The 17,675-nt window shown below is 61.1% G+C and carries 16 protein-coding genes; 15 read left to right on the top strand and 1 reads right to left on the bottom strand.

Annotated elements, in window-relative coordinates; all coding sequences use genetic code 11:
- Nucleotides 1-163: 163 nt before the first annotated feature.
- From GST84_25280 to GST84_25260, 5 genes are all read left to right on the top strand, one after another.
- Nucleotides 164-1,261, top strand: coding sequence for an extracellular solute-binding protein (locus GST84_25280; protein ID XGB15483.1), 1,098 nt, complete (start codon nt 164-166; stop codon nt 1,259-1,261).
- A gap of 156 nt (nt 1,262-1,417) precedes the next feature.
- Nucleotides 1,418-2,512, top strand: coding sequence for an extracellular solute-binding protein (locus GST84_25275; protein XGB15482.1), 1,095 nt, complete (start codon nt 1,418-1,420; stop codon nt 2,510-2,512).
- A gap of 72 nt (nt 2,513-2,584) precedes the next feature.
- Nucleotides 2,585-3,727: a polyamine ABC transporter ATP-binding protein gene (gene potA / locus GST84_25270; protein ID XGB15481.1), complete on the top strand. Its 1,143-nt coding sequence runs from the start codon at nt 2,585-2,587 to the stop codon at nt 3,725-3,727.
- Nucleotides 3,724-4,644 (top strand): ABC transporter permease subunit, encoded by a 921-nt coding sequence (locus GST84_25265; protein XGB15480.1) that lies wholly within the window; start codon nt 3,724-3,726, stop codon nt 4,642-4,644. Before potA ends, GST84_25265 begins: the two co-directional genes overlap by 4 nt.
- Nucleotides 4,641-5,534 (top strand): ABC transporter permease subunit, encoded by an 894-nt coding sequence (locus tag GST84_25260; protein ID XGB15479.1) that lies wholly within the window; start codon nt 4,641-4,643, stop codon nt 5,532-5,534. Before GST84_25265 ends, GST84_25260 begins: the two co-directional genes overlap by 4 nt.
- Nucleotides 5,535-5,643: 109 nt before the next feature.
- On the opposite strand, the gene GST84_25255 is transcribed toward GST84_25260, so the two are convergent.
- Nucleotides 5,644-6,099: a transposase gene (locus GST84_25255; protein XGB15478.1), complete on the bottom strand. Its 456-nt coding sequence runs from the start codon at nt 6,097-6,099 to the stop codon at nt 5,644-5,646.
- A gap of 313 nt (nt 6,100-6,412) precedes the next feature.
- Between GST84_25255 and GST84_25250 the strand changes: the two genes are divergently transcribed.
- The 10 genes from GST84_25250 (at nt 6,413) to GST84_25205 (ending at nt 17,560) form a co-directional block, all read left to right on the top strand.
- Nucleotides 6,413-7,501, top strand: a complete 1,089-nt coding sequence (locus tag GST84_25250; protein ID XGB15477.1) for an efflux RND transporter periplasmic adaptor subunit — start codon at nt 6,413-6,415, stop codon at nt 7,499-7,501.
- The gene (locus GST84_25245) at nt 7,498-8,565 is read left to right on the top strand and encodes an efflux RND transporter periplasmic adaptor subunit (GenBank protein XGB15476.1); all 1,068 of its coding nucleotides are present in this window, start codon (nt 7,498-7,500) and stop codon (nt 8,563-8,565) included. Before GST84_25250 ends, GST84_25245 begins: the two co-directional genes overlap by 4 nt.
- The gene (locus tag GST84_25240; GenBank protein ID XGB15475.1) at nt 8,562-11,627 is read left to right on the top strand and encodes an AcrB/AcrD/AcrF family protein; all 3,066 of its coding nucleotides are present in this window, start codon (nt 8,562-8,564) and stop codon (nt 11,625-11,627) included. The genes GST84_25245 and GST84_25240 overlap by 4 nt, the downstream gene beginning before the upstream one ends.
- Nucleotides 11,628-11,865: 238 nt before the next feature.
- On the top strand, nt 11,866-12,048 hold the full coding sequence (gene oscA / locus GST84_25235) for a sulfur starvation response protein OscA (GenBank protein XGB15474.1): 183 nt from the start codon (nt 11,866-11,868) through the stop codon (nt 12,046-12,048).
- A gap of 50 nt (nt 12,049-12,098) precedes the next feature.
- A complete protein-coding gene (locus GST84_25230) occupies nt 12,099-13,106 on the top strand; it encodes a sulfate ABC transporter substrate-binding protein (protein ID XGB15473.1) in 1,008 nt (335 codons plus the stop codon).
- A gap of 72 nt (nt 13,107-13,178) precedes the next feature.
- Nucleotides 13,179-13,997 carry a sulfate ABC transporter permease subunit CysT gene (cysT, locus tag GST84_25225; GenBank protein ID XGB15472.1) on the top strand — a complete coding sequence of 273 codons (819 nt, stop codon included), beginning with the start codon at nt 13,179-13,181 and terminating at the stop codon, nt 13,995-13,997.
- An 11-nt stretch (nt 13,998-14,008) separates the two neighbouring features.
- On the top strand, nt 14,009-14,881 hold the full coding sequence (gene cysW / locus GST84_25220) for a sulfate ABC transporter permease subunit CysW (protein ID XGB15471.1): 873 nt from the start codon (nt 14,009-14,011) through the stop codon (nt 14,879-14,881).
- Nucleotides 14,882-14,884: 3 nt separating this feature from the next.
- The gene (cysA, locus tag GST84_25215) at nt 14,885-15,874 is read left to right on the top strand and encodes a sulfate ABC transporter ATP-binding protein (GenBank protein XGB15470.1); all 990 of its coding nucleotides are present in this window, start codon (nt 14,885-14,887) and stop codon (nt 15,872-15,874) included.
- 209 nt (nt 15,875-16,083) lie between these two features.
- Nucleotides 16,084-16,665 carry an alpha/beta fold hydrolase gene (locus GST84_25210; protein ID XGB15469.1) on the top strand — a complete coding sequence of 194 codons (582 nt, stop codon included), beginning with the start codon at nt 16,084-16,086 and terminating at the stop codon, nt 16,663-16,665.
- 64 nt (nt 16,666-16,729) lie between these two features.
- Nucleotides 16,730-17,560, top strand: coding sequence for an AAA domain-containing protein (locus GST84_25205; protein ID XGB15468.1), 831 nt, complete (start codon nt 16,730-16,732; stop codon nt 17,558-17,560).
- Nucleotides 17,561-17,675 lie beyond the last annotated feature (115 nt).

Here is a 17,675-nt window from a genome sequence, read left to right as displayed (position 1 = left end):
TGCTAGGCTAGCGTTGTGACATTAAGCCGTTACATGGCCCTGCTTTCCTTGATACAGGGCCTTGTAACTTGCCAGACTAGCGGCTGTTTCAGTCGCCGCGCGCTCTGCACCGTGGGTTCTGGCTGCTGGACAGTTGCTAAATAAAAATTCTGGAGCATTACGCATGAATAAAATGGGCAAAACGTTGCTGGCCGCCGCCCTGATGGGCGCCATGGCCTCCGCTGTTCAGGCTGAAGACAAAGTGTTGAACGTCTATAACTGGTCGGACTACATCGCTCCGGACACCATCGCCAAGTTCGAGAAGCAGACGGGTATCAAGGTCAAGTACGACGTCTTCGACAGCAACGAAACCCTGGAAGCCAAGCTGCTGGCAGGCAAGTCGGGCTATGACATCGTCGTGCCGTCGAACAACTTCCTGGCCAAGCAGATCAAGGCGGGTGTGTACGAGGAGCTGGACCGTTCGAAACTACCGAACTGGAAGAACCTTGACCCCGACCTGCTCAAGGCCGTTGGCGATGCCAGCGACAAGGGCAACAAGCATGCCTTCCCTTATATGTGGGGCTCGATCGGCATCGGCTACAACCCGGAGAAGGTCAAGGCTGCGCTGGGTGTGGACAAGATCGATTCGTGGGACGTGGTGTTCAAGCCTGAGAACATCGCCAAGCTCAAGAGCTGCGGCGTGAGTTTCCTCGACGCCCCGACCGAAATGCTCCCGGCTGCGCTGCACTACCTCGGCAAACCGACCGACAGCACCAAGAAAGAAGACCTGAAAGCCGCCGAAGACCTGTTCCTCAAGATCCGTCCTTCGATCACCTACTTCCACTCGTCCAAGTACATTGGCGACATGGCCAACGGCAACATCTGTGTAGCCGTCGGTTACTCGGGTGACCTGGAGCAGTCCAAGGCCCGTGCCCATGAAGCGGGCGACAAGGTAAAAGTGGACTACGTCATTCCGAAGGAAGGTGCCGGTACCTTCTACGACATGGTCGCCATCCCGAAAGATGCCGAGCATAAAGACGCTGCCTACCAGTTCATGAATTTCCTGATGCAGCCGGAAATCATGGCTGAAATCACCAATGCCGTGCGCTTCCCGAACGGGAACGCTGCTGCCACCCAGTTCGTGGACAAAGACATCACCAGCGACCCGAGCATCTACCCGCCTGCCGAAGTGAAGAAGAAGTTGTACGCGATCGCTGCGCCTGACGCTTCTGTGCAGCGAGTGATCACCCGCAGTTGGACGAAGATCAAGTCGGGCAAGTAAGCCTGATGCGACAGCTCTGGGCCGGGTTTCCTGGCCCAGAGCCATTGAAAGGTAATTGATGATTGCGGCATCGAAGCTGCGAAGTTAAGTTGCGCGCCGGTTTTGCGTGTGCGGCAGCATTGTCGCTACCCAGGCACTGATTGTGAGGACCCCCACTTGTCTATTTCTGTATTCCGCAAGGCCTTGATGGCTGGCGCGGGCCTGACGCTGGCATGCAGCGTCCAAGCGGCGCCGACGGTGCACTTCTATAACTGGTCCGACTACATCGGCCCTAACACACTCGCGGACTTCGAGAGCGCCACGGGCATCAAGCCTGTGCAAGACGTGTTCGACTCCAATGAAACCCTGGAAGGCAAGCTGCTGGCCGGTAACACCGGTTATGACGTGGTGGTGCCGTCCAACCATTTCCTCGGCAAGCAGATCAAGGCGGGCGCGTTCCAGAAGCTCGACAAGAACCTGCTGCCCAATTATTCCAACCTCGACCCGGCGCTGATGAAGCGCCTGGAAAAGAACGACCCGGGTAACCAGTACGCGGTGCCTTATCTGTGGGGCACCAACGGCATCGGTTACAACGTCGACAAGGTCAAGGCTGCGCTGGGCGTGGATACCATCGACTCCTGGGCCGTGCTGTTCGAGCCCGAAAACATGAAGAAGCTCTCCAAGTGCGGTGTGGCCTTCCTCGACTCGGCGGACGAAATGCTGCCAGCGGTGCTCAACTACATGGGCCTCAACCCGAACAGCACCGACCCCAAGGATTACGCCAAGGCCGAGCAGAAGCTGCTGGCGGTGCGCCCGTACGTGACCTACTTCCACTCGTCCAAGTACATCAGCGACCTGGCCAACGGCGATATCTGCGTCGCGGCAGGTTTCTCGGGTGATGTGTTCCAGGCCAAGGCTCGCGCTGAAGAAGCGAAGAAGGGCGTGAACCTGGCCTACGCCATTCCCAAGGAAGGCGGCAACCTCTGGTTCGACGTGCTGGCGATCCCCAAGGACGCCAAGAACGTCAAAGAGGCGCATGCCTTCATCAACTATTTGCTGAAACCTGAGGTTATCGCCCAGGTCAGTGATTACGTCGGTTACGCCAACCCGAACCCCAAGGCTGGCGACCTGATGGACCAGGCCGTGAGGACTGACGCTGCGGTTTACCCACCGCAGGAAGTGCTGAACAAGATGTTCGTGAACTCAGAGTTGCCACCCAAGGTGCAACGGCTGATGACCCGTAGCTGGACCAAGGTCAAGTCGGGCAAGTAAAAAATCCAGACCCGCGGCGGCCTTTGCAGGTCTGGCCGCGCGGGCACAAAAATCTTGTTGGGAGTTTCACTCATGGCAGTTGCCTCCGGTGCCTATAAAAAAGCCCTCGAGGGTGACCAGCAACCCAAGCAGGTGCTGGTCAAGATCGACCGGGTCACGAAAAAGTTCGACGAAACGGTAGCCGTGGACGATGTGTCCCTGGAAATTCGCAAGGGTGAGATCTTCGCCTTGCTGGGTGGCTCCGGTTCCGGCAAGTCTACCTTGCTGCGCATGCTGGCCGGCTTCGAGCGCCCTAGCGAAGGGCGGATCTTCCTCGATGGCGTCGACATCACCGATATGCCGCCCTACGAGCGGCCGATCAACATGATGTTCCAGTCCTACGCGTTGTTCCCGCACATGACCGTGGCGCAGAACATCGCCTTCGGCCTGCAGCAGGACAAGCTGCCCAAGGCCGAGATTGATGCGCGCGTGGCCGAGATGCTCAAGCTGGTGCACATGACCCAGTACGCCAAGCGCAAGCCGCACCAGTTGTCGGGCGGCCAGCGTCAGCGTGTGGCGTTGGCCCGCTCGCTGGCCAAGCGCCCCAAGCTGCTGCTGCTCGACGAGCCGATGGGTGCACTGGACAAGAAACTGCGTTCGCAGATGCAGCTGGAGCTGGTCGAGATCATCGAGCGCGTGGGTGTGACCTGCGTGATGGTGACCCACGACCAGGAAGAGGCCATGACCATGGCCCAGCGCATCGCCATCATGCACCTGGGCTGGATCGCCCAGATCGGCTCGCCAGTGGACATCTACGAGACACCTACCAGCCGCCTGGTGTGCGAGTTCATCGGTAACGTCAACCTGTTCGAAGGTGACGTGGTCGATGACGCCGAAGGCTACGCGATCATTGCCAGCCCGGAGCTGGAGCGCAAGATCTACGTGGGCCACGGCATCACCACTTCGGTTGAAGACAAGCACATCACCTACGCCCTGCGCCCGGAGAAACTGCTGGTAACCACCAAGCAGCCCGAGTTCGAGCACAACTGGTCGCGCGGCAAGGTGCACGATATCGCCTACCTGGGTGGCCACTCGGTGTTCTATGTGGAGCTGCCGAGCGGCAAGGTCGTCCAGTCGTTCGTCGCCAACGCCGAGCGCCAGGGTGCTCGTCCTACCTGGGGCGATGAAGTGTACGTGTGGTGGGAAGACGACAGCGGCGTGGTACTGCGGTCATGAAACTGCGCAAGCTCAAGCGAGCCTTCCAGCGTCTGGTCCCGGAGGGGCGGCATCTGGTGATCGGCGTGCCGTTCATCTGGCTGTTCCTGTTCTTCATGCTGCCGTTCTTCATCGTCCTGAAGATCAGTTTTGCCGAAGCTGATGTGGCAATTCCGCCTTATACCGAGATCTACACCTACGTCGAAGACAAGATCCAGCTGGTCCTCAACCTGGCCAACTACGGGCTGTTGACCGAGGATGATCTGTATCTCGCGGCCTATCTGGGTTCGTTGAAGATGGCGTTCTTCAGCACCCTGCTGTGCCTGCTGATCGGCTTCCCGATGGCCTACGCCATCGCCAACGCCAAGAAGGAGACCCAGACGGTCCTGCTGTTGCTGATCATGATGCCAACCTGGACCGCGATCCTGATCCGCGTCTATGCCTGGATGGGTATCCTCAGCAACAATGGCCTGCTCAACGGTTTCCTGCTGTGGACCGGGTTGATCGACCAGCCGTTGCAGATCCTCAACACCAACCTGGCGGTGTACATCGGCGTGGTCTATTCGTACCTGCCGTTCATGATCCTGCCGCTGTTCGCCAACCTTGTGAAGCATGATCCGAGCCTGCTCGAAGCTGCATCCGACCTGGGTTCGAGCACCTTCAACAGCTTCTGGAAGATCACGGTACCGCTGTCGAAAAACGGCATCATCGCCGGCTGCATGCTGGTGTTCATTCCGGTGGTGGGCGAGTTCGTGATCCCGGAACTGCTGGGCGGCCCGGAAACCCTGATGATCGGTAAAGTGCTGTGGCAGGAGTTCTTCAACAACCGTGACTGGCCGGTAGCATCCGCCCTGGCGGTGGTAATGCTGGCGATCCTGATCGTGCCGATCCTGCTGTTCAACCGTAGTCAGGCCAAAGAGATGGAGGGCCGCGCATGAAACGCTTCAGTTTCTCCAAGCTGATGCTGGTGCTCGGCTTGCTGTTCATCTACCTGCCGATGCTGATCCTGGTGATCTACTCGTTCAACGCCTCCAAGCTGGTGACGGTGTGGGGGGGCTGGTCGATCAAGTGGTACGTCGGCCTGCTCGACAACACCCAGCTGATGGGTTCGGTGATGCGCTCGCTGGAAATCGCCTGCTACACGGCGGTGGCAGCGGTGGCGCTGGGTACCCTGGCAGCCTTCGTGCTGACCCGCGTCACCCGCTTCAAGGGCCGCACGCTGTTCGGTGGCCTGGTCACTGCGCCGCTGGTAATGCCCGAAGTGATCACCGGTCTGTCGCTGTTGCTGCTGTTCGTGGCCATGGCGCAGTCGATCGGCTGGCCCCAGGAACGTGGTGTCGTCACCATCTGGATTGCCCACACTACGTTCTGTGCGGCGTACGTCGCGGTGGTGGTGTCGGCTCGCCTGCGTGAGCTGGACCTGTCGATCGAGGAAGCGGCGATGGACCTGGGTGCCAAGCCGTGGAAGGTGTTCTTCCTGATCACCATCCCGATGATCGCACCGTCGCTGGCGGCGGGCGGCATGATGTCGTTCGCCCTGTCGCTGGACGATCTGGTACTGGCCAGCTTCGTCTCCGGGCCTGGCTCGACCACCTTGCCGATGGAAGTGTTCTCGGCGGTGCGCCTGGGCGTGAAACCGGAGATCAACGCCGTGGCCAGCCTGATATTGCTGTCGGTATCGCTGGTGACCTTCTTCGTCTGGTACTTCAGCCGCCAGGCCGAAGAGCGTCGTCGCAAGGCGATTCAGCAGGCGATCGAAGAGGGTGCTGCGGCCAACGCTTCGCAGCCGCAGGTCAAGCGCTCGGCGCAGGTGGCTGCATCGGCCTGAGCCGGCCCTTTCGCGGGCACGCCCGCTCCCACAGTCGTAGTGCACAACCTTTAAAATGTGCGCGGTCGCTGTGGGAGCGGGTTTACCCGCGAATTCCCCCAGCACACATTCAGAGCCAGACTGCATCCCAGTGTGGATAGTCCCTGACACTTCTTGCCAAGCCGGCCCGCAACGGGTTGGCAACTATGTATCTGGCGACATGCACTATGCTTTCCTCCCTTCTCAGTGCCCGGTCCTGATATCCAGGCTGCCATACCGGATGATGCTCAACCCCTGCCTGATGTAACGCGAGACTGGACCTGGACTTGAACCTGCGCATCAAGGTATCCAGCGTTGCTCCTTTCAATTCGATCAGCCAATGCAGATGGTCGGGCATCAACGCCCAGGCCAGTGAACGGCAGGCTTGGTCGTGATCGGATTGCCGCAATTGATGAATGACCAAGCGGGCATGGTGGAATTCATCGAATAGCGGCTTGCGCTGATGGGTAATGGTGGTCAGCAGATAGAGTCTGCCGAGCTCTGAATAGCGACCACGACGAAGCAGGTGGGATTGAGCTCTGGGCATCAGGTTCTTCCTTGCAAACAGATGACCTCCCAAAGGTAGTAACTGTGATGCCGGCGCAATGAAGTGGATGGTTTCTGGATATGGCAGAGGTTATATGTACCTGTACCGGCCCATTCGCGGGTGAACCCGCTCCCACAGGTACTGTACAGAATTCAGCATAGGCACGATCTCTGTGGGAGCGGGTTCACCCGCGAAGAGGCCCGCACCGGCTGTGAAAATGCCGGAATGATCCCCGCCAGTGATGTTTATCGAACCCTGAACTACGCTCACAGTCGCATCCCACAAATCATTTGTGCGCAAGCAAGGAGCCAGCATGGCGTTGATGCGTCCGCTGTCGGTCGTCTGTCTGGGGTTGTTGTACATGCTCACCGGCTGTAGCAAGGAAGAGGTTCCCGAGACACTGCCTCGGGTGGGTGTGCAGCAGGTCCAACCCACCGATTTCGCTGCCAGGGTCACCCTGACCGGCGACGTACAGGCGCGGGTGCAGACAGATTTGTCATTCCGCGTTGGCGGCAAGATCATTTCGCGTAGCGTCGACGTGGGCGATCACGTCAAGGCCAACCAGGTGCTGGCACGGCTGGACCCGAAAGACCTGCAGAACAATGTCGACTCGGCCAAGGCCGAAGTGTTCGCCGCGCAGGCGCGGGTCACCCAGACCAGCGCGGCCTTCGTGCGCCAGCAGAAACTGCTGCCCAAGGGCTACACCAGCCAGAGCGAATACGATGCTGCTGAAGCCGCGCTGCGCAGCAACCAGAGCGCACTCAAGGCCGCCCAGGCGCAACTGGCCAATGCCAACGAGCAACTCAGCTACACCGCACTGGTCTCCGAGGCCGCCGGGGTAATCACCGAGCGCCAGGCCGAGGTTGGCCAAGTGGTGCAGGCGACCATGCCGATCTTCAGCCTGGCCGTCGATGGCGACCGCGATGCGGTGTTCAACGTCTACGAGTCGCTGCTGGTGGCGCCGCCCAGCGATGCCGGGGTAGTCGTGAGCCTGCTGGACGATCCCAAGGTCCAGGCCCGTGGCTTCGTGCGCGAAATCACCCCCACCGTGTCCGCGCAAAGCGGCACCGTGCAGGTCAAGGTGGGGCTCAAGGACGTGCCGCCCGAGATGCAGTTGGGGGCACCGGTTACTGCCACTACCAATGCCCAGGGCCGGCCCAGCGTCGAGTTGCCATGGTCGGCGCTGACCAAGGCCCTGCATGAGCCTGCCGTGTGGGTGGTGGGCGAGGGCGACAAGGTGGAACTGCGCAAAGTCGAAATCCGCCGCTACCTCACCGGCAAGATTGTGGTCGCCAGCGGCCTGAAAGGCGGCGAGACCGTAGTGGTCAACGGCGGCCAGTTGCTGCACCCCGGCATGCAGGTACAGAAGGTCGACGCCAAGAGCCCAGGGGGTGAGCTATGAAGCGTCTGTTGCTGATGCTCTCGGCCGGTGTGCTGCTGGCGGGTTGTAGTAGTGAAGAAGAGGCACCAGAGCCGATTCGGCCAGTGCTGTCGGTCAAGGTCGAACCTCAGGTGCAGTCGCAGCTGGGCCGTTTCGCCGGCAGTATCCAGGCGCGCTTCGAAAGCACCTTGGGCTTCCGGGTTTCCGGGCGCATTGCCCGGCGCTGGCTGGACGTCGGGGCGCGGGTGAAACCGGGCGACACCTTGGCCACCCTGGACCCGACCGACCAGCAGAACCAGTTGCGCGCTGCCGAAGGCGATCTGGCCAAGGTGCAGGCACAGTGGATCAACGCCCAGGCCGATGCCCGTCGCCAGCAGCAGTTGTATGACCGTGGGGTTGGTGCCCAGGCACAGCTGGATATCGCCCAGACCAACCTGAAAACCACCAGCGCAGCGTTGGAACAGGCCCGCTCCGCCGTCAGCCAGGCCCGTGATCAGCTCGACTACAGCACCCTGCGTTCCGATCACGCTGCCGTGATTACCGCGTGGCAGGCCGAAGCCGGGCAAACTGTAACCGCTGGTCAAGCCGTGGTGACCCTGGCCCGGCCGGACGTGAAGGAAGCGGTCATCGACCTGCCGATCGATCTGGCCGAGCAGTTGAGCAAAGACCTGACCTTCACTGTTGCCTCGCAACTGGACCCGACCATCAACACCACAGCGAGCCTGCGCGAACTGGAGCCTCAGGCTGATGCCACCACCCGTACCCGCCGTGCTCGCCTGACCCTGGCCAGCACACCGGCGGCCTTCCACCTCGGCACCTCCATCAGTGTGACCCTTAGCTCGGAAGTGTCCCCGCGCAGCGAATTGCCCTTGAGTGCCTTGCTTGAGCGTGACGGCAAGACCCAGGTGTGGGTGATCGATACGCAGCATAAGACTGTGGCCACCCGTGACGTAGCGCTGATCGACCGCACCGCTGACAGCATCGTACTGAGCTCCGGCGTGCAGCCCGGTGAACGCGTGGTCACAGCCGGCGTCAACAGCCTCAAGCCTGGCCAGAAGGTCACCTTCGACGAGGATGCGCAATGAAAGGAAGCTTCAACCTGTCCGACTGGGCACTCAAGCATCAATCGTTCGTCTGGTACCTGATGTTCGTTAGCCTGTTGATGGGGATTTTTTCCTACTTCAACCTGGGCCGAGAGGAAGACCCGTCGTTCACTATCAAGACCATGGTCATCCAGACCCGCTGGCCCGGTGCGACCCAGGACGAAACCCTGTACCAGGTTACTGACCGCATCGAGAAGAAGCTCGAGGAACTCGACTCGCTCGACTACACCAAAAGCTACACCCGCCCCGGCGAGTCCACGGTCTACGTGTACCTTCGCGACACCACCAAGGCCAAGGACATTCCGGATATCTGGTATCAGGTGCGCAAGAAGATCCAGGATATTCGTGGCGAATTTCCCGCTGGTATTCAGGGGCCGGGCTTCAACGACGAATTCGGTGATGTATTCGGCTCGATCTATGCCTTTACCGCTGACGGCCTGACCCTGCGCCAACTGCGGGACTACGTGGAACAGGCGCGGGCCGAGGTCCGCGATGTACCCAACATCGGCAAGATCGAGCTGGTCGGCACCCAGGACGAAGTGCTGTACCTGAACTTCTCCACCCGCAAGCTGGCAGCCCTGGGCATTGATCAGCGCCAGGTGATGCAGGCACTTCAAGCACAGAATGCGGTGACGCCGGCCGGCATGATCGAGGCCGGCCCGGAGCGCATCTCGGTGCGTACGTCCGGGCAGTTTGCCTCGGAAAAAGACCTGCAATCCGTCAACTTGAGGATCAACGACCGCTTCTTCCGCCTGGCTGATATCGCCGACATCGAGCGCGGCTACGTCGACCCGCCTTCGCCAATGTTCCGTTACAACGGCCAGACAGCCATTGGCCTCGCCATCGGCATGAAGGCCGGCGGCAACATCCAGGTGTTCGGTGCAGCGTTGAAAAAGCGCATGGACCAGGTGGTCCAGGACCTGCCGGTGGGTGTCGGGGTACACACCGTTTCTGACCAGGCCGTGGTGGTCAAGCAGGCGGTCGGCGGTTTCACCAGCGCGCTGTTCGAGGCGGTGGTGATCGTGCTGGCTGTGAGCTTTGTCAGTCTTGGCGTGCGCGCCGGGCTGGTGGTGGCCTGCTCGATCCCGCTGGTGCTGGCCATGGTGTTCGTGTTCATGGAGTACAGCGGCATCACCATGCAGCGGATTTCGCTGGGGGCGCTGATCATTGCGCTTGGCCTGCTGGTGGACGATGCGATGATTACTGTGGAGGTGATGGTCACGCGGCTGGAAATGGGCGAAAGCAAGGAGCAGGCGGCGACGTTCGCCTACACCTCCACAGCCTTCCCCATGCTTACCGGCACCTTGGTGACCGTGGCCGGGTTCGTGCCTATCGGCCTCAACGCCAGCTCTGCGGGTGAATACACGTTCACCCTGTTCGCGGTGATCGCCGTGGCCCTGATCGTGTCGTGGGTGGTGGCGGTTTTCTTCGCGCCGGTGCTTGGGGTGCATATTCTCAAAAGCGACAAGATCAAGGCCCACGAAGCTGAGCCTGGCCGGGTCGGGCGGGCATTTGAAGGCGGGTTGCTGTGGTGCATGCGCAACCGCTGGTTGACCATCATCGGCACCGTGGTGCTGTTCGCCCTGTCGATCTTCTGCATGCGTTTTGTGCAGAACCAGTTCTTCCCGTCCTCGGACCGCCCGGAAATTCTCGTCGACCTCAACCTGCCGCAGAACGCTTCGATCGAGGAGACGCGCAAGGTAGTCGACCGCTTCGAGGCGCGGATCAAGGACGACCCGGACCTGGTGCACTGGAGCACCTACATTGGCCAAGGCGCGATCCGCTTCTACCTGCCCCTCGACCAGCAGTTGCAGAACCCGTACTACGCGCAGCTGGTGATTGTCAGCAAGGGCTTCGAAGAGCGTCAGGCCTTGATGAACCGCCTGCAGAAGATCCTGCATGAAGAATTCGTCGGCGTCGGCACCAACGTGCAATCGCTGGAGATGGGCCCGCCAGTGGGCCGGCCGATCCAGTACCGGGTCAGCGGTGCCGACATTGACCAGGTACGCAAACACGCCATCGAGCTGGCCACCTTGCTCGACCAGAACGAGCACATCGGCGAGATGATCTACGACTGGAACGAGCCGGGTAAGGTGCTGCGCGTGGAAATTGCCCAGGACAAGGCACGCCAGCTGGGCCTGTCGTCCGAAGATGTTGCCAATGTGATGAACAGCATCGTCAGTGGCGTGCAGATCACCCAGGTCAACGACAACATCTACCTGGTCGATGTGGTCGCCCGCGCCGAAGACAGCGAGCGTGGCTCGCCTGATACCCTGCAGAACCTGCAAATTCTTACCCCTAACGGCACGTCGATCCCGTTGCTTTCGTTCGCCACCGTGCGCTACGAACTGGAACAGCCGCTGGTATGGCGCCGCGACCGCAAGCCGACCATTACCATCAAGGCCTCGGTCAATGGCGACATTCAGCCCACTGACCTGGTGGCCCAGCTGAAGCCAAAAATTGACGAGTTCGCCAGCAAGCTGCCGGTCGGTTACGAAGTGGCCACGGGTGGTACGGTTGAAGAAAGCAGCAAGGCCCAGGGGCCGATCGCCAAGGTCATCCCACTGATGCTGTTCCTCATGGCGACCTTCCTGATGATCCAGCTGCACAGCGTGCAGAAGCTGTTTCTGGTGGTCAGCGTGGCGCCGCTGGGGTTGATCGGCGTGGTGCTGGCGCTGGTGCCCACGGGGACGCCGATGGGCTTCGTGGCGATCCTCGGCATCCTTGCGCTGGCTGGCATCATTATTCGTAACTCAGTGATTCTGGTGACCCAGATAGACGAGTTCGAAGCCCATGGCCTGTCGCCGTGGGATGCGGTTGTAGAGGCCACCAACCACCGGCGCCGGCCGATCCTGCTGACGGCGGCGGCGGCGAGCCTGGGCATGATCCCGATTGCCCGCGAGGTGTTCTGGGGCCCCATGGCCTACGCCATGATTGGCGGGATCATCGTGGCGACCTTGCTGACGCTGCTGTTCCTGCCGGCGCTGTACGTGGCCTGGTACAAAATCCGCGAGCCTGAAAACAGTACCAAAACCCAGCGCTGAACCCTGTGGGAGCGGGCGTGCCCGCGAATGCGATGGTGGATTCACTGCCGCATTCGCGGGCACGCCCGCTTCCACAGAGGTATTTTGTCGCCTGCAAAATCGTGATCTGATTTTGGTTATATAAAAATGCTTAAACAGTATTTTTAAGAATAACCGCGCCTCACTACTATTGCCCTCAAGCCAGGCGCAAATCCTCTTCAAACCTCTGCCCGGCGCCCTCACTCCAAGGAGAACGAGCATGAGTGCATCTCTGCGTAGCATCGACGGCCAGGACGAAGCCACCCTCTTGCGTGAAATCCAGAGCGCCTTGCGCGACCTGCGTTTCGGTGCGGTGGAGATCACCGTGCACAACGCTCAGGTCGTACAGATCGAGCGCAAGGAGAAGTTCCGCCTGCAACAGCCCGGCAACAAGCCCGGCTGATCGGCGCCACAACATCCAAAACTAGAAAAATGCCAATCGGGAGCTTCACCATGTCCATCCGCCGTTATGCGCTCGCCGCCCTGGCCAGTGCTGTTTTTGCCGGTTCCGCCATCGCCAAGGACTACGAACTGCTCAACGTGTCCTACGACCCGACCCGTGAGCTTTACCAGCAGTACAACGCCGAGTTCATCAAGCACTGGCAACAGGCCCACCCGGGCGACAAGGTGAAAATCCAGCAATCCCATGGGGGGTCGGGCAAGCAGGCCCGTGCGGTGATCGACGGTCTGCGCGCCGACGTGGTGACCCTGGCCCTGGCCGGTGACATCGACGAAGTGGCCAAGCTTGGCAAGACCCTGCCCGAGAACTGGCAGACCCGCCTGCCTGACGCCAGCACCCCATACACCTCGACCATCGTGTTCCTGGTGCGCAAGGGCAACCCGAAAGGCATCAAGGACTGGGGCGACCTGATCAAGAAGGACGTCTCGGTCATCACCCCGAACCCGAAAACCTCTGGCGGTGCGCGCTGGAACTTCCTCGCGGCGTGGGCCTACGGCCTGAAGGCCGGCGGTAGCGAAGAGAAGGCCAAGGCCTATGTGCAGGAGCTGTTCAAGCACGTGCCGGTGCTGGATACCGGCGCCCGTGGTTCGACCATCACCTTCGTCAACAACGGCCAGGGCGACGTGTTGCTGGCTTGGGAAAACGAGGCCTTCCTGGCCCTGAAGGAAGACGGTGGTGCCGACAAGTTCGACATTGTCGTGCCGTCGCTGTCGATCCTGGCCGAGCCGCCAGTGGCCGTGGTCGACAAGAACGCCGAGCGGAAGGGCAATACCGAGATTGCCACCGAATACCTCAAGCACCTGTACAGCCCGGCCGGGCAGAAGATTGCCGCCGAGAACTTCTACCGCCCGCGTGACGAGAAAGTCGCTGCGGAGTTCGGCAAGCAGTTCCCGAAACTGGACCTGGTGACCATCGACAAGGACTTTGGTGGGTGGAAGGCTGCACAACCGAAATTCTTCAATGATGGCGGTGTGTTCGACCAGATCTATCAGGCACAGTAAGGGCCCCAAGATTCAGAAGCCTGCACTTGCCCGGAAACTCTCCGGGCCAAGTGCGTTCAACCAGGGATATTTATGTCACGTCGCATCTCCCCCGTCATACCCGGCTTCGGGCTGACGCTGGGCTACACCTTGGTGTACCTCAGCCTGATCGTGCTGATACCGCTGGCGGCCATGTTCATCCATGCCTCGCAGCTGACCTTCGAGCAGTTCTGGAACATCATCAGTGCGCCGCGGGTGATCGCCGCGCTCAAGCTGAGTTTCGGCACCGCCCTGTTCGCCGCCATCATCAACGGTGTGATCGGTACCCTGCTGGCCTGGGTGCTGGTGCGCTACACCTTCCCCGGGCGCAAGGTCATCGATGCCATGATCGACCTGCCGTTCGCCTTGCCCACCGCCGTTGCCGGTATCGCCCTGACTGCCCTGTACGCGCCGCAGGGCTGGGTCGGCCAGTTCGCCACCGACCTGGGCTTCAAGATCGCCTACACCCCGCTGGGCATCACTCTGGCACTGACCTTCGTGACCCTGCCGTTCGTGGTGCGCACGGTGCAGCCGGTACTGGCCGACATCCCGCGTGAAGTGGAAGAGGCTGCAGCCTGCCTGGGGGCCAAGCCATTGCAGGTGTTCCGCCACATCCTGGCGCCGGCCCTGCTGCCGGCATGGCTCACCGGCTTCGCCCTGGCCTTCGCCCGTGGCGTAGGCGAGTATGGTTCGGTGATCTTCATTGCCGGCAACATGCCGATGAAGACCGAGATCCTGCCGCTGTTGATCATGGTCAAACTCGACCAGTACGACTATACCGGCGCGACCGCCATCGGCGTGCTGATGCTGGTGGTTTCCTTCATCCTGCTGCTGCTGATCAACCTGCTGCAGCGCCGCATCGAAACCCCTTGAAGGAGGCCGGCATGTCCAGTCCATCCCTGAGTGCAAGTGCCGCAGCCAACGCCGCCCGCCGTGGCAGTGCCACAGCGCGGCGTACCCTGATCGGCCTTGGCTGGCTGGTGTTCACCCTGTTCCTGCTGCTGCCGCTGGTGATCGTGGTATCCCAGGCGCTGAAGAACGGTTTTGGCACCTTCTTCGAGGCGATTTTCGAACCCGATGCGTTGTCGGCGCTGAAGTTGACCCTGCTCGCTGTGGCTATCTCGGTGCCGCTGAACCTGGTATTTGGCGTAAGCGCTGCATGGTGCGTGAGCAAGTACACCTTCCGTGGCAAGAGCATCCTGGTCACCCTGATCGACCTGCCGTTCTCGGTGTCGCCCGTGATCGCCGGCTTGGTCTACGTGCTGATGTTTGGCGCGCAAGGCCTGTTCGGTCCGTGGCTGCAGGACCACGATATCCAGATCGTGTTCGCCCTGCCTGGCATTGTCCTGGCGACCATTTTCGTTACCGTACCGTTCGTGGCCCGTGAGCTGATCCCGCTGATGCAGGAGCAGGGCACGCAAGAGGAGGAGGCTGCACGGCTGCTCGGTGCCAACGGCTGGCAGATGTTCTGGCACGTCACACTGCCGAACATCAAATGGGGCCTGATTTACGGCGTGGTGCTGTGTACCGCGAGGGCCATGGGCGAGTTCGGCGCGGTGTCGGTGGTGTCGGGCCACATCCGTGGCGTGACCAACACCTTGCCGCTGCATGTGGAGATTCTCTACAACGAGTACAACCACGTCGCGGCCTTCAGCGTGGCCAGCCTGTTGCTGGTCCTGGCGCTCTTCATCCTGCTGCTCAAGCAGTGGAGCGAGAACCGTATTAACCGCCTGCGCCACAGCGCCGCGGAGGAATGATTCATGTCGATCGAAGTTCGTAACGTCAGCAAGCGCTTCAACAGCTTCCAGGCCCTGAACACTATCAACCTGGACATCAACAGCGGCGAGCTGGTGGCCTTGCTCGGCCCGTCCGGCTGTGGCAAGACCACCCTGCTGCGCATCATTGCCGGCCTGGAAACCCCGGACCAGGGCAACATCGTGTTCCATGGCGAGGACGTTTCCGGCCATGACGTGCGTGACCGTAACGTCGGGTTCGTGTTCCAGCACTACGCGCTGTTCCGCCACATGAGCGTGTTCGACAACGTTGCCTTCGGCCTGCGCATGAAGCCCAAGGGCGAGCGCCCGAGCGAGAGCAAGATTGCCGAGAAGGTGCATGAGTTGCTGAACATGGTGCAACTGGACTGGCTGTCCGATCGCTACCCTGAGCAGCTTTCCGGTGGCCAGCGTCAGCGTATCGCCCTGGCCCGGGCCCTGGCGGTGGAGCCGAAGGTGCTGCTGCTGGACGAGCCATTCGGTGCGCTGGATGCCAAGGTGCGCAAGGAGTTGCGTCGCTGGCTGGCGCGGCTGCACGAGGATATAAACCTGACGTCGGTTTTCGTGACCCACGACCAGGAAGAAGCCATGGAAGTAGCCGACCGCATCGTGGTGATGAACAAGGGCGTGATCGAGCAGATCGGCTCGCCGGGCGAGGTGTACGATCAGCCGGCCAACGATTTCGTCTACCACTTCCTGGGGGACTCCAACCGCCTTGCCCTGAGCGAGGGCCACCACGTGTTGTTCCGCCCGCACGAGGTATCGCTGTCGCGGCATGAGACCGAAGGGCACCACGCGGCCGAGGTGCGCGACATTCGGCCGTTGGGCGCGACCACGCGGGTGACCTTGAAGGTGGAAGGGCAGAGCGAGCTGATCGAGGCCGAGGTGGTGAAAGACCATGACAGCCTGACCGGGCTGGCGCGGGGGGAAACGTTGTTCTTCCGGCCGAAGGTCTGGCAGAAGGTAGCGGATATCTGAGTCGCATAAGGTTAAGAGAACCCGGGCATGGTCCCGGGTTTTTCTTACGTGAAAGGTGGACGGGGCGGGTATGCAGCCCTTACGAGAGAGCGACCGCCGCCTGTTATTTATGCCATTAAAGAATTAATAAATATCTTCTTATTCCTTTACGAATATATCGCCTACCCTATACTTGTCTCCAAGCACGCAAACTTACTGGAGGCGTCCCCATGCGCAATGACTCGATTCGCTACCTGATTGTGCCGGGCTGGCGAGGGTCGCCAGACAACCATTGGCAAAGTCACTGGCAGCGCACCCTGCCCAACAGTGCCCGGGTCGAACAGGACGACTGGCTCACCCCGCAGCGGCAGGACTGGGTGAACGCGCTGGAGCAGGCGATTGCCGCCGAGCGCTCGCCAGTGATCCTGATTGCCCACAGCCTTGGTTGCATCACTGTCGCCCATTGGGCAGCGCAGGCAAGCCCGGCCTTGCTGCGGCAGGTGCGTGGTGCACTGCTGGTGGCGCCGGCAGATGTCGAACGGCCCACCTGCGCGCCAGTGCTGCGCAACTTTGCGCCGATCCCTACCGAGGTGCTGCCGTTCCCCAGCCAGGTCGTCAGTTCGGACAACGACCCGGCCGTGAGCGTGCCGAGGGTGCTGTACCTGGCCCAGGCATGGAACGCCGAAGCAGGGTTGCTGAGCAATGCCGGGCACATCAACGTCAAGTCCGGACATGAGCGTTGGGAACAAGGCTTCGCCTACCTGTATCGCTTGCAGAGCCGGATCGAGCAGCGCGCACTGCGCCGCGCCTGATCGCCCTCACTTTTCACCCTTTGCCTGACGCCTGGCCATCACGGGCCTGGGGCGGGAGTTCGTCATGACGTTTCAAAACCCGTTCGGCCAGCCGCTGCTGACCTTCCCCGAGCTGGACAAGAGCCCGCTGAGCATTCGTGCCAAGGCGCTGGTGTTCATCGACCCGCGCTCGCAGCAGCTGCGCGAGGACCTTGAGCGCCTGGCGCCACAACCTTTGCCGGTGCTGATCCGAGGCGAGACCGGCACCGGCAAGGAGCTGCTGGCTCGGCAGATCCACCGTACCAGCGACCGTGGAGGGTTGTTCGTGTCGGTCAACTGCGTGGCCATCAGCCCCACCTACGCCGAGGCCGAGCTGTTTGGCTATAGCGCTGGCACCCATGGCGGTACGGCCAGCAGCCGCGCCGGCTGGTTCGGTTCGGCCAGCGGCGGCACCTTGTACCTGGACGAGATTGCCGACTTGCCGCTGGCCATCCAGGACAAGCTGCTGGCGGCCCTGGAAAACCGCGAGGTCACTCGGGTGGGTGCGCAGCAGCCACAGCCGGTTGACGTGCGTCTGGTCGCCGCCACCAGCATCGACCTGGCCCGTGCGGTACGTGCAGGGCGCTTCAACGAGCGGCTGTACCAGTATCTGCGCGAGGGCGCGCTGGAACTGCCGCCGCTGCGCGAGCGGCCGGGCGATATCCTGCCGCTGGCCGAGTACTTCGTGGGCATCTACAGTGTGCGCTTGCAACGGCCACTGCCCTTGGTGAGCGAGGCGGCGCAGCGGGTGCTGGAGGCGCATTTCTGGCCGGGCAATACCCGCGAACTGGAGAACGTTATCCACTTTGCCTTGCTGGTCAATGACGGCGAAGAGATCCTGCCAGAGGATCTCGAACTGCCTGACCCCGCGCGTTAGACATCGCTCATGGGTAAAGAGGCTGATGGAATTGTGTTTTTGGAATAAGCAGCTAAGTAAAAGATATTGTTGCGGAATAAAAAATTTGGGTATCGTCCGCCTCAAGCCCACTGGT

This window comes from Pseudomonas putida (assembly GCA_041879295.1).
GTDB classification, from domain to species: domain Bacteria; phylum Pseudomonadota; class Gammaproteobacteria; order Pseudomonadales; family Pseudomonadaceae; genus Aquipseudomonas; species Aquipseudomonas putida_Y.
The sequence above is the reverse complement of the archived record's forward strand: the minus strand, read 5'-3'. Positions and strand labels throughout refer to the sequence as shown.

Bases quoted from the DNA above. Each gene is read 5' to 3' on its own strand.
- GST84_25210 (XGB15469.1), top strand. From the start codon at position 16,084: ATGCGCAATGACTCGATTCGCTACCTGATTGTGCCGGGCTGGCGAGGG.
- potA (XGB15481.1), top strand. From the start codon at position 2,585: ATGGCAGTTGCCTCCGGTGCCTATAAAAAAGCCCTCGAGGGTGACCAG.
- GST84_25280 (XGB15483.1), top strand. From the start codon at position 164: ATGAATAAAATGGGCAAAACGTTGCTGGCCGCCGCCCTGATGGGCGCC.
- GST84_25240 (XGB15475.1), top strand. From the start codon at position 8,562: ATGAAAGGAAGCTTCAACCTGTCCGACTGGGCACTCAAGCATCAATCG.
- GST84_25245 (XGB15476.1), top strand. From the start codon at position 7,498: ATGAAGCGTCTGTTGCTGATGCTCTCGGCCGGTGTGCTGCTGGCGGGT.
- GST84_25260 (XGB15479.1), top strand. From the start codon at position 4,641: ATGAAACGCTTCAGTTTCTCCAAGCTGATGCTGGTGCTCGGCTTGCTG.
- GST84_25255 (XGB15478.1), bottom strand. From the start codon at position 6,099: ATGCCCAGAGCTCAATCCCACCTGCTTCGTCGTGGTCGCTATTCAGAG.
- GST84_25265 (XGB15480.1), top strand. From the start codon at position 3,724: ATGAAACTGCGCAAGCTCAAGCGAGCCTTCCAGCGTCTGGTCCCGGAG.
- oscA (XGB15474.1), top strand. From the start codon at position 11,866: ATGAGTGCATCTCTGCGTAGCATCGACGGCCAGGACGAAGCCACCCTC.
- GST84_25250 (XGB15477.1), top strand. From the start codon at position 6,413: ATGGCGTTGATGCGTCCGCTGTCGGTCGTCTGTCTGGGGTTGTTGTAC.
- cysW (XGB15471.1), top strand. From the start codon at position 14,009: ATGTCCAGTCCATCCCTGAGTGCAAGTGCCGCAGCCAACGCCGCCCGC.
- GST84_25205 (XGB15468.1), top strand. From the start codon at position 16,730: ATGACGTTTCAAAACCCGTTCGGCCAGCCGCTGCTGACCTTCCCCGAG.
- cysT (XGB15472.1), top strand. From the start codon at position 13,179: ATGTCACGTCGCATCTCCCCCGTCATACCCGGCTTCGGGCTGACGCTG.
- GST84_25230 (XGB15473.1), top strand. From the start codon at position 12,099: ATGTCCATCCGCCGTTATGCGCTCGCCGCCCTGGCCAGTGCTGTTTTT.
- cysA (XGB15470.1), top strand. From the start codon at position 14,885: ATGTCGATCGAAGTTCGTAACGTCAGCAAGCGCTTCAACAGCTTCCAG.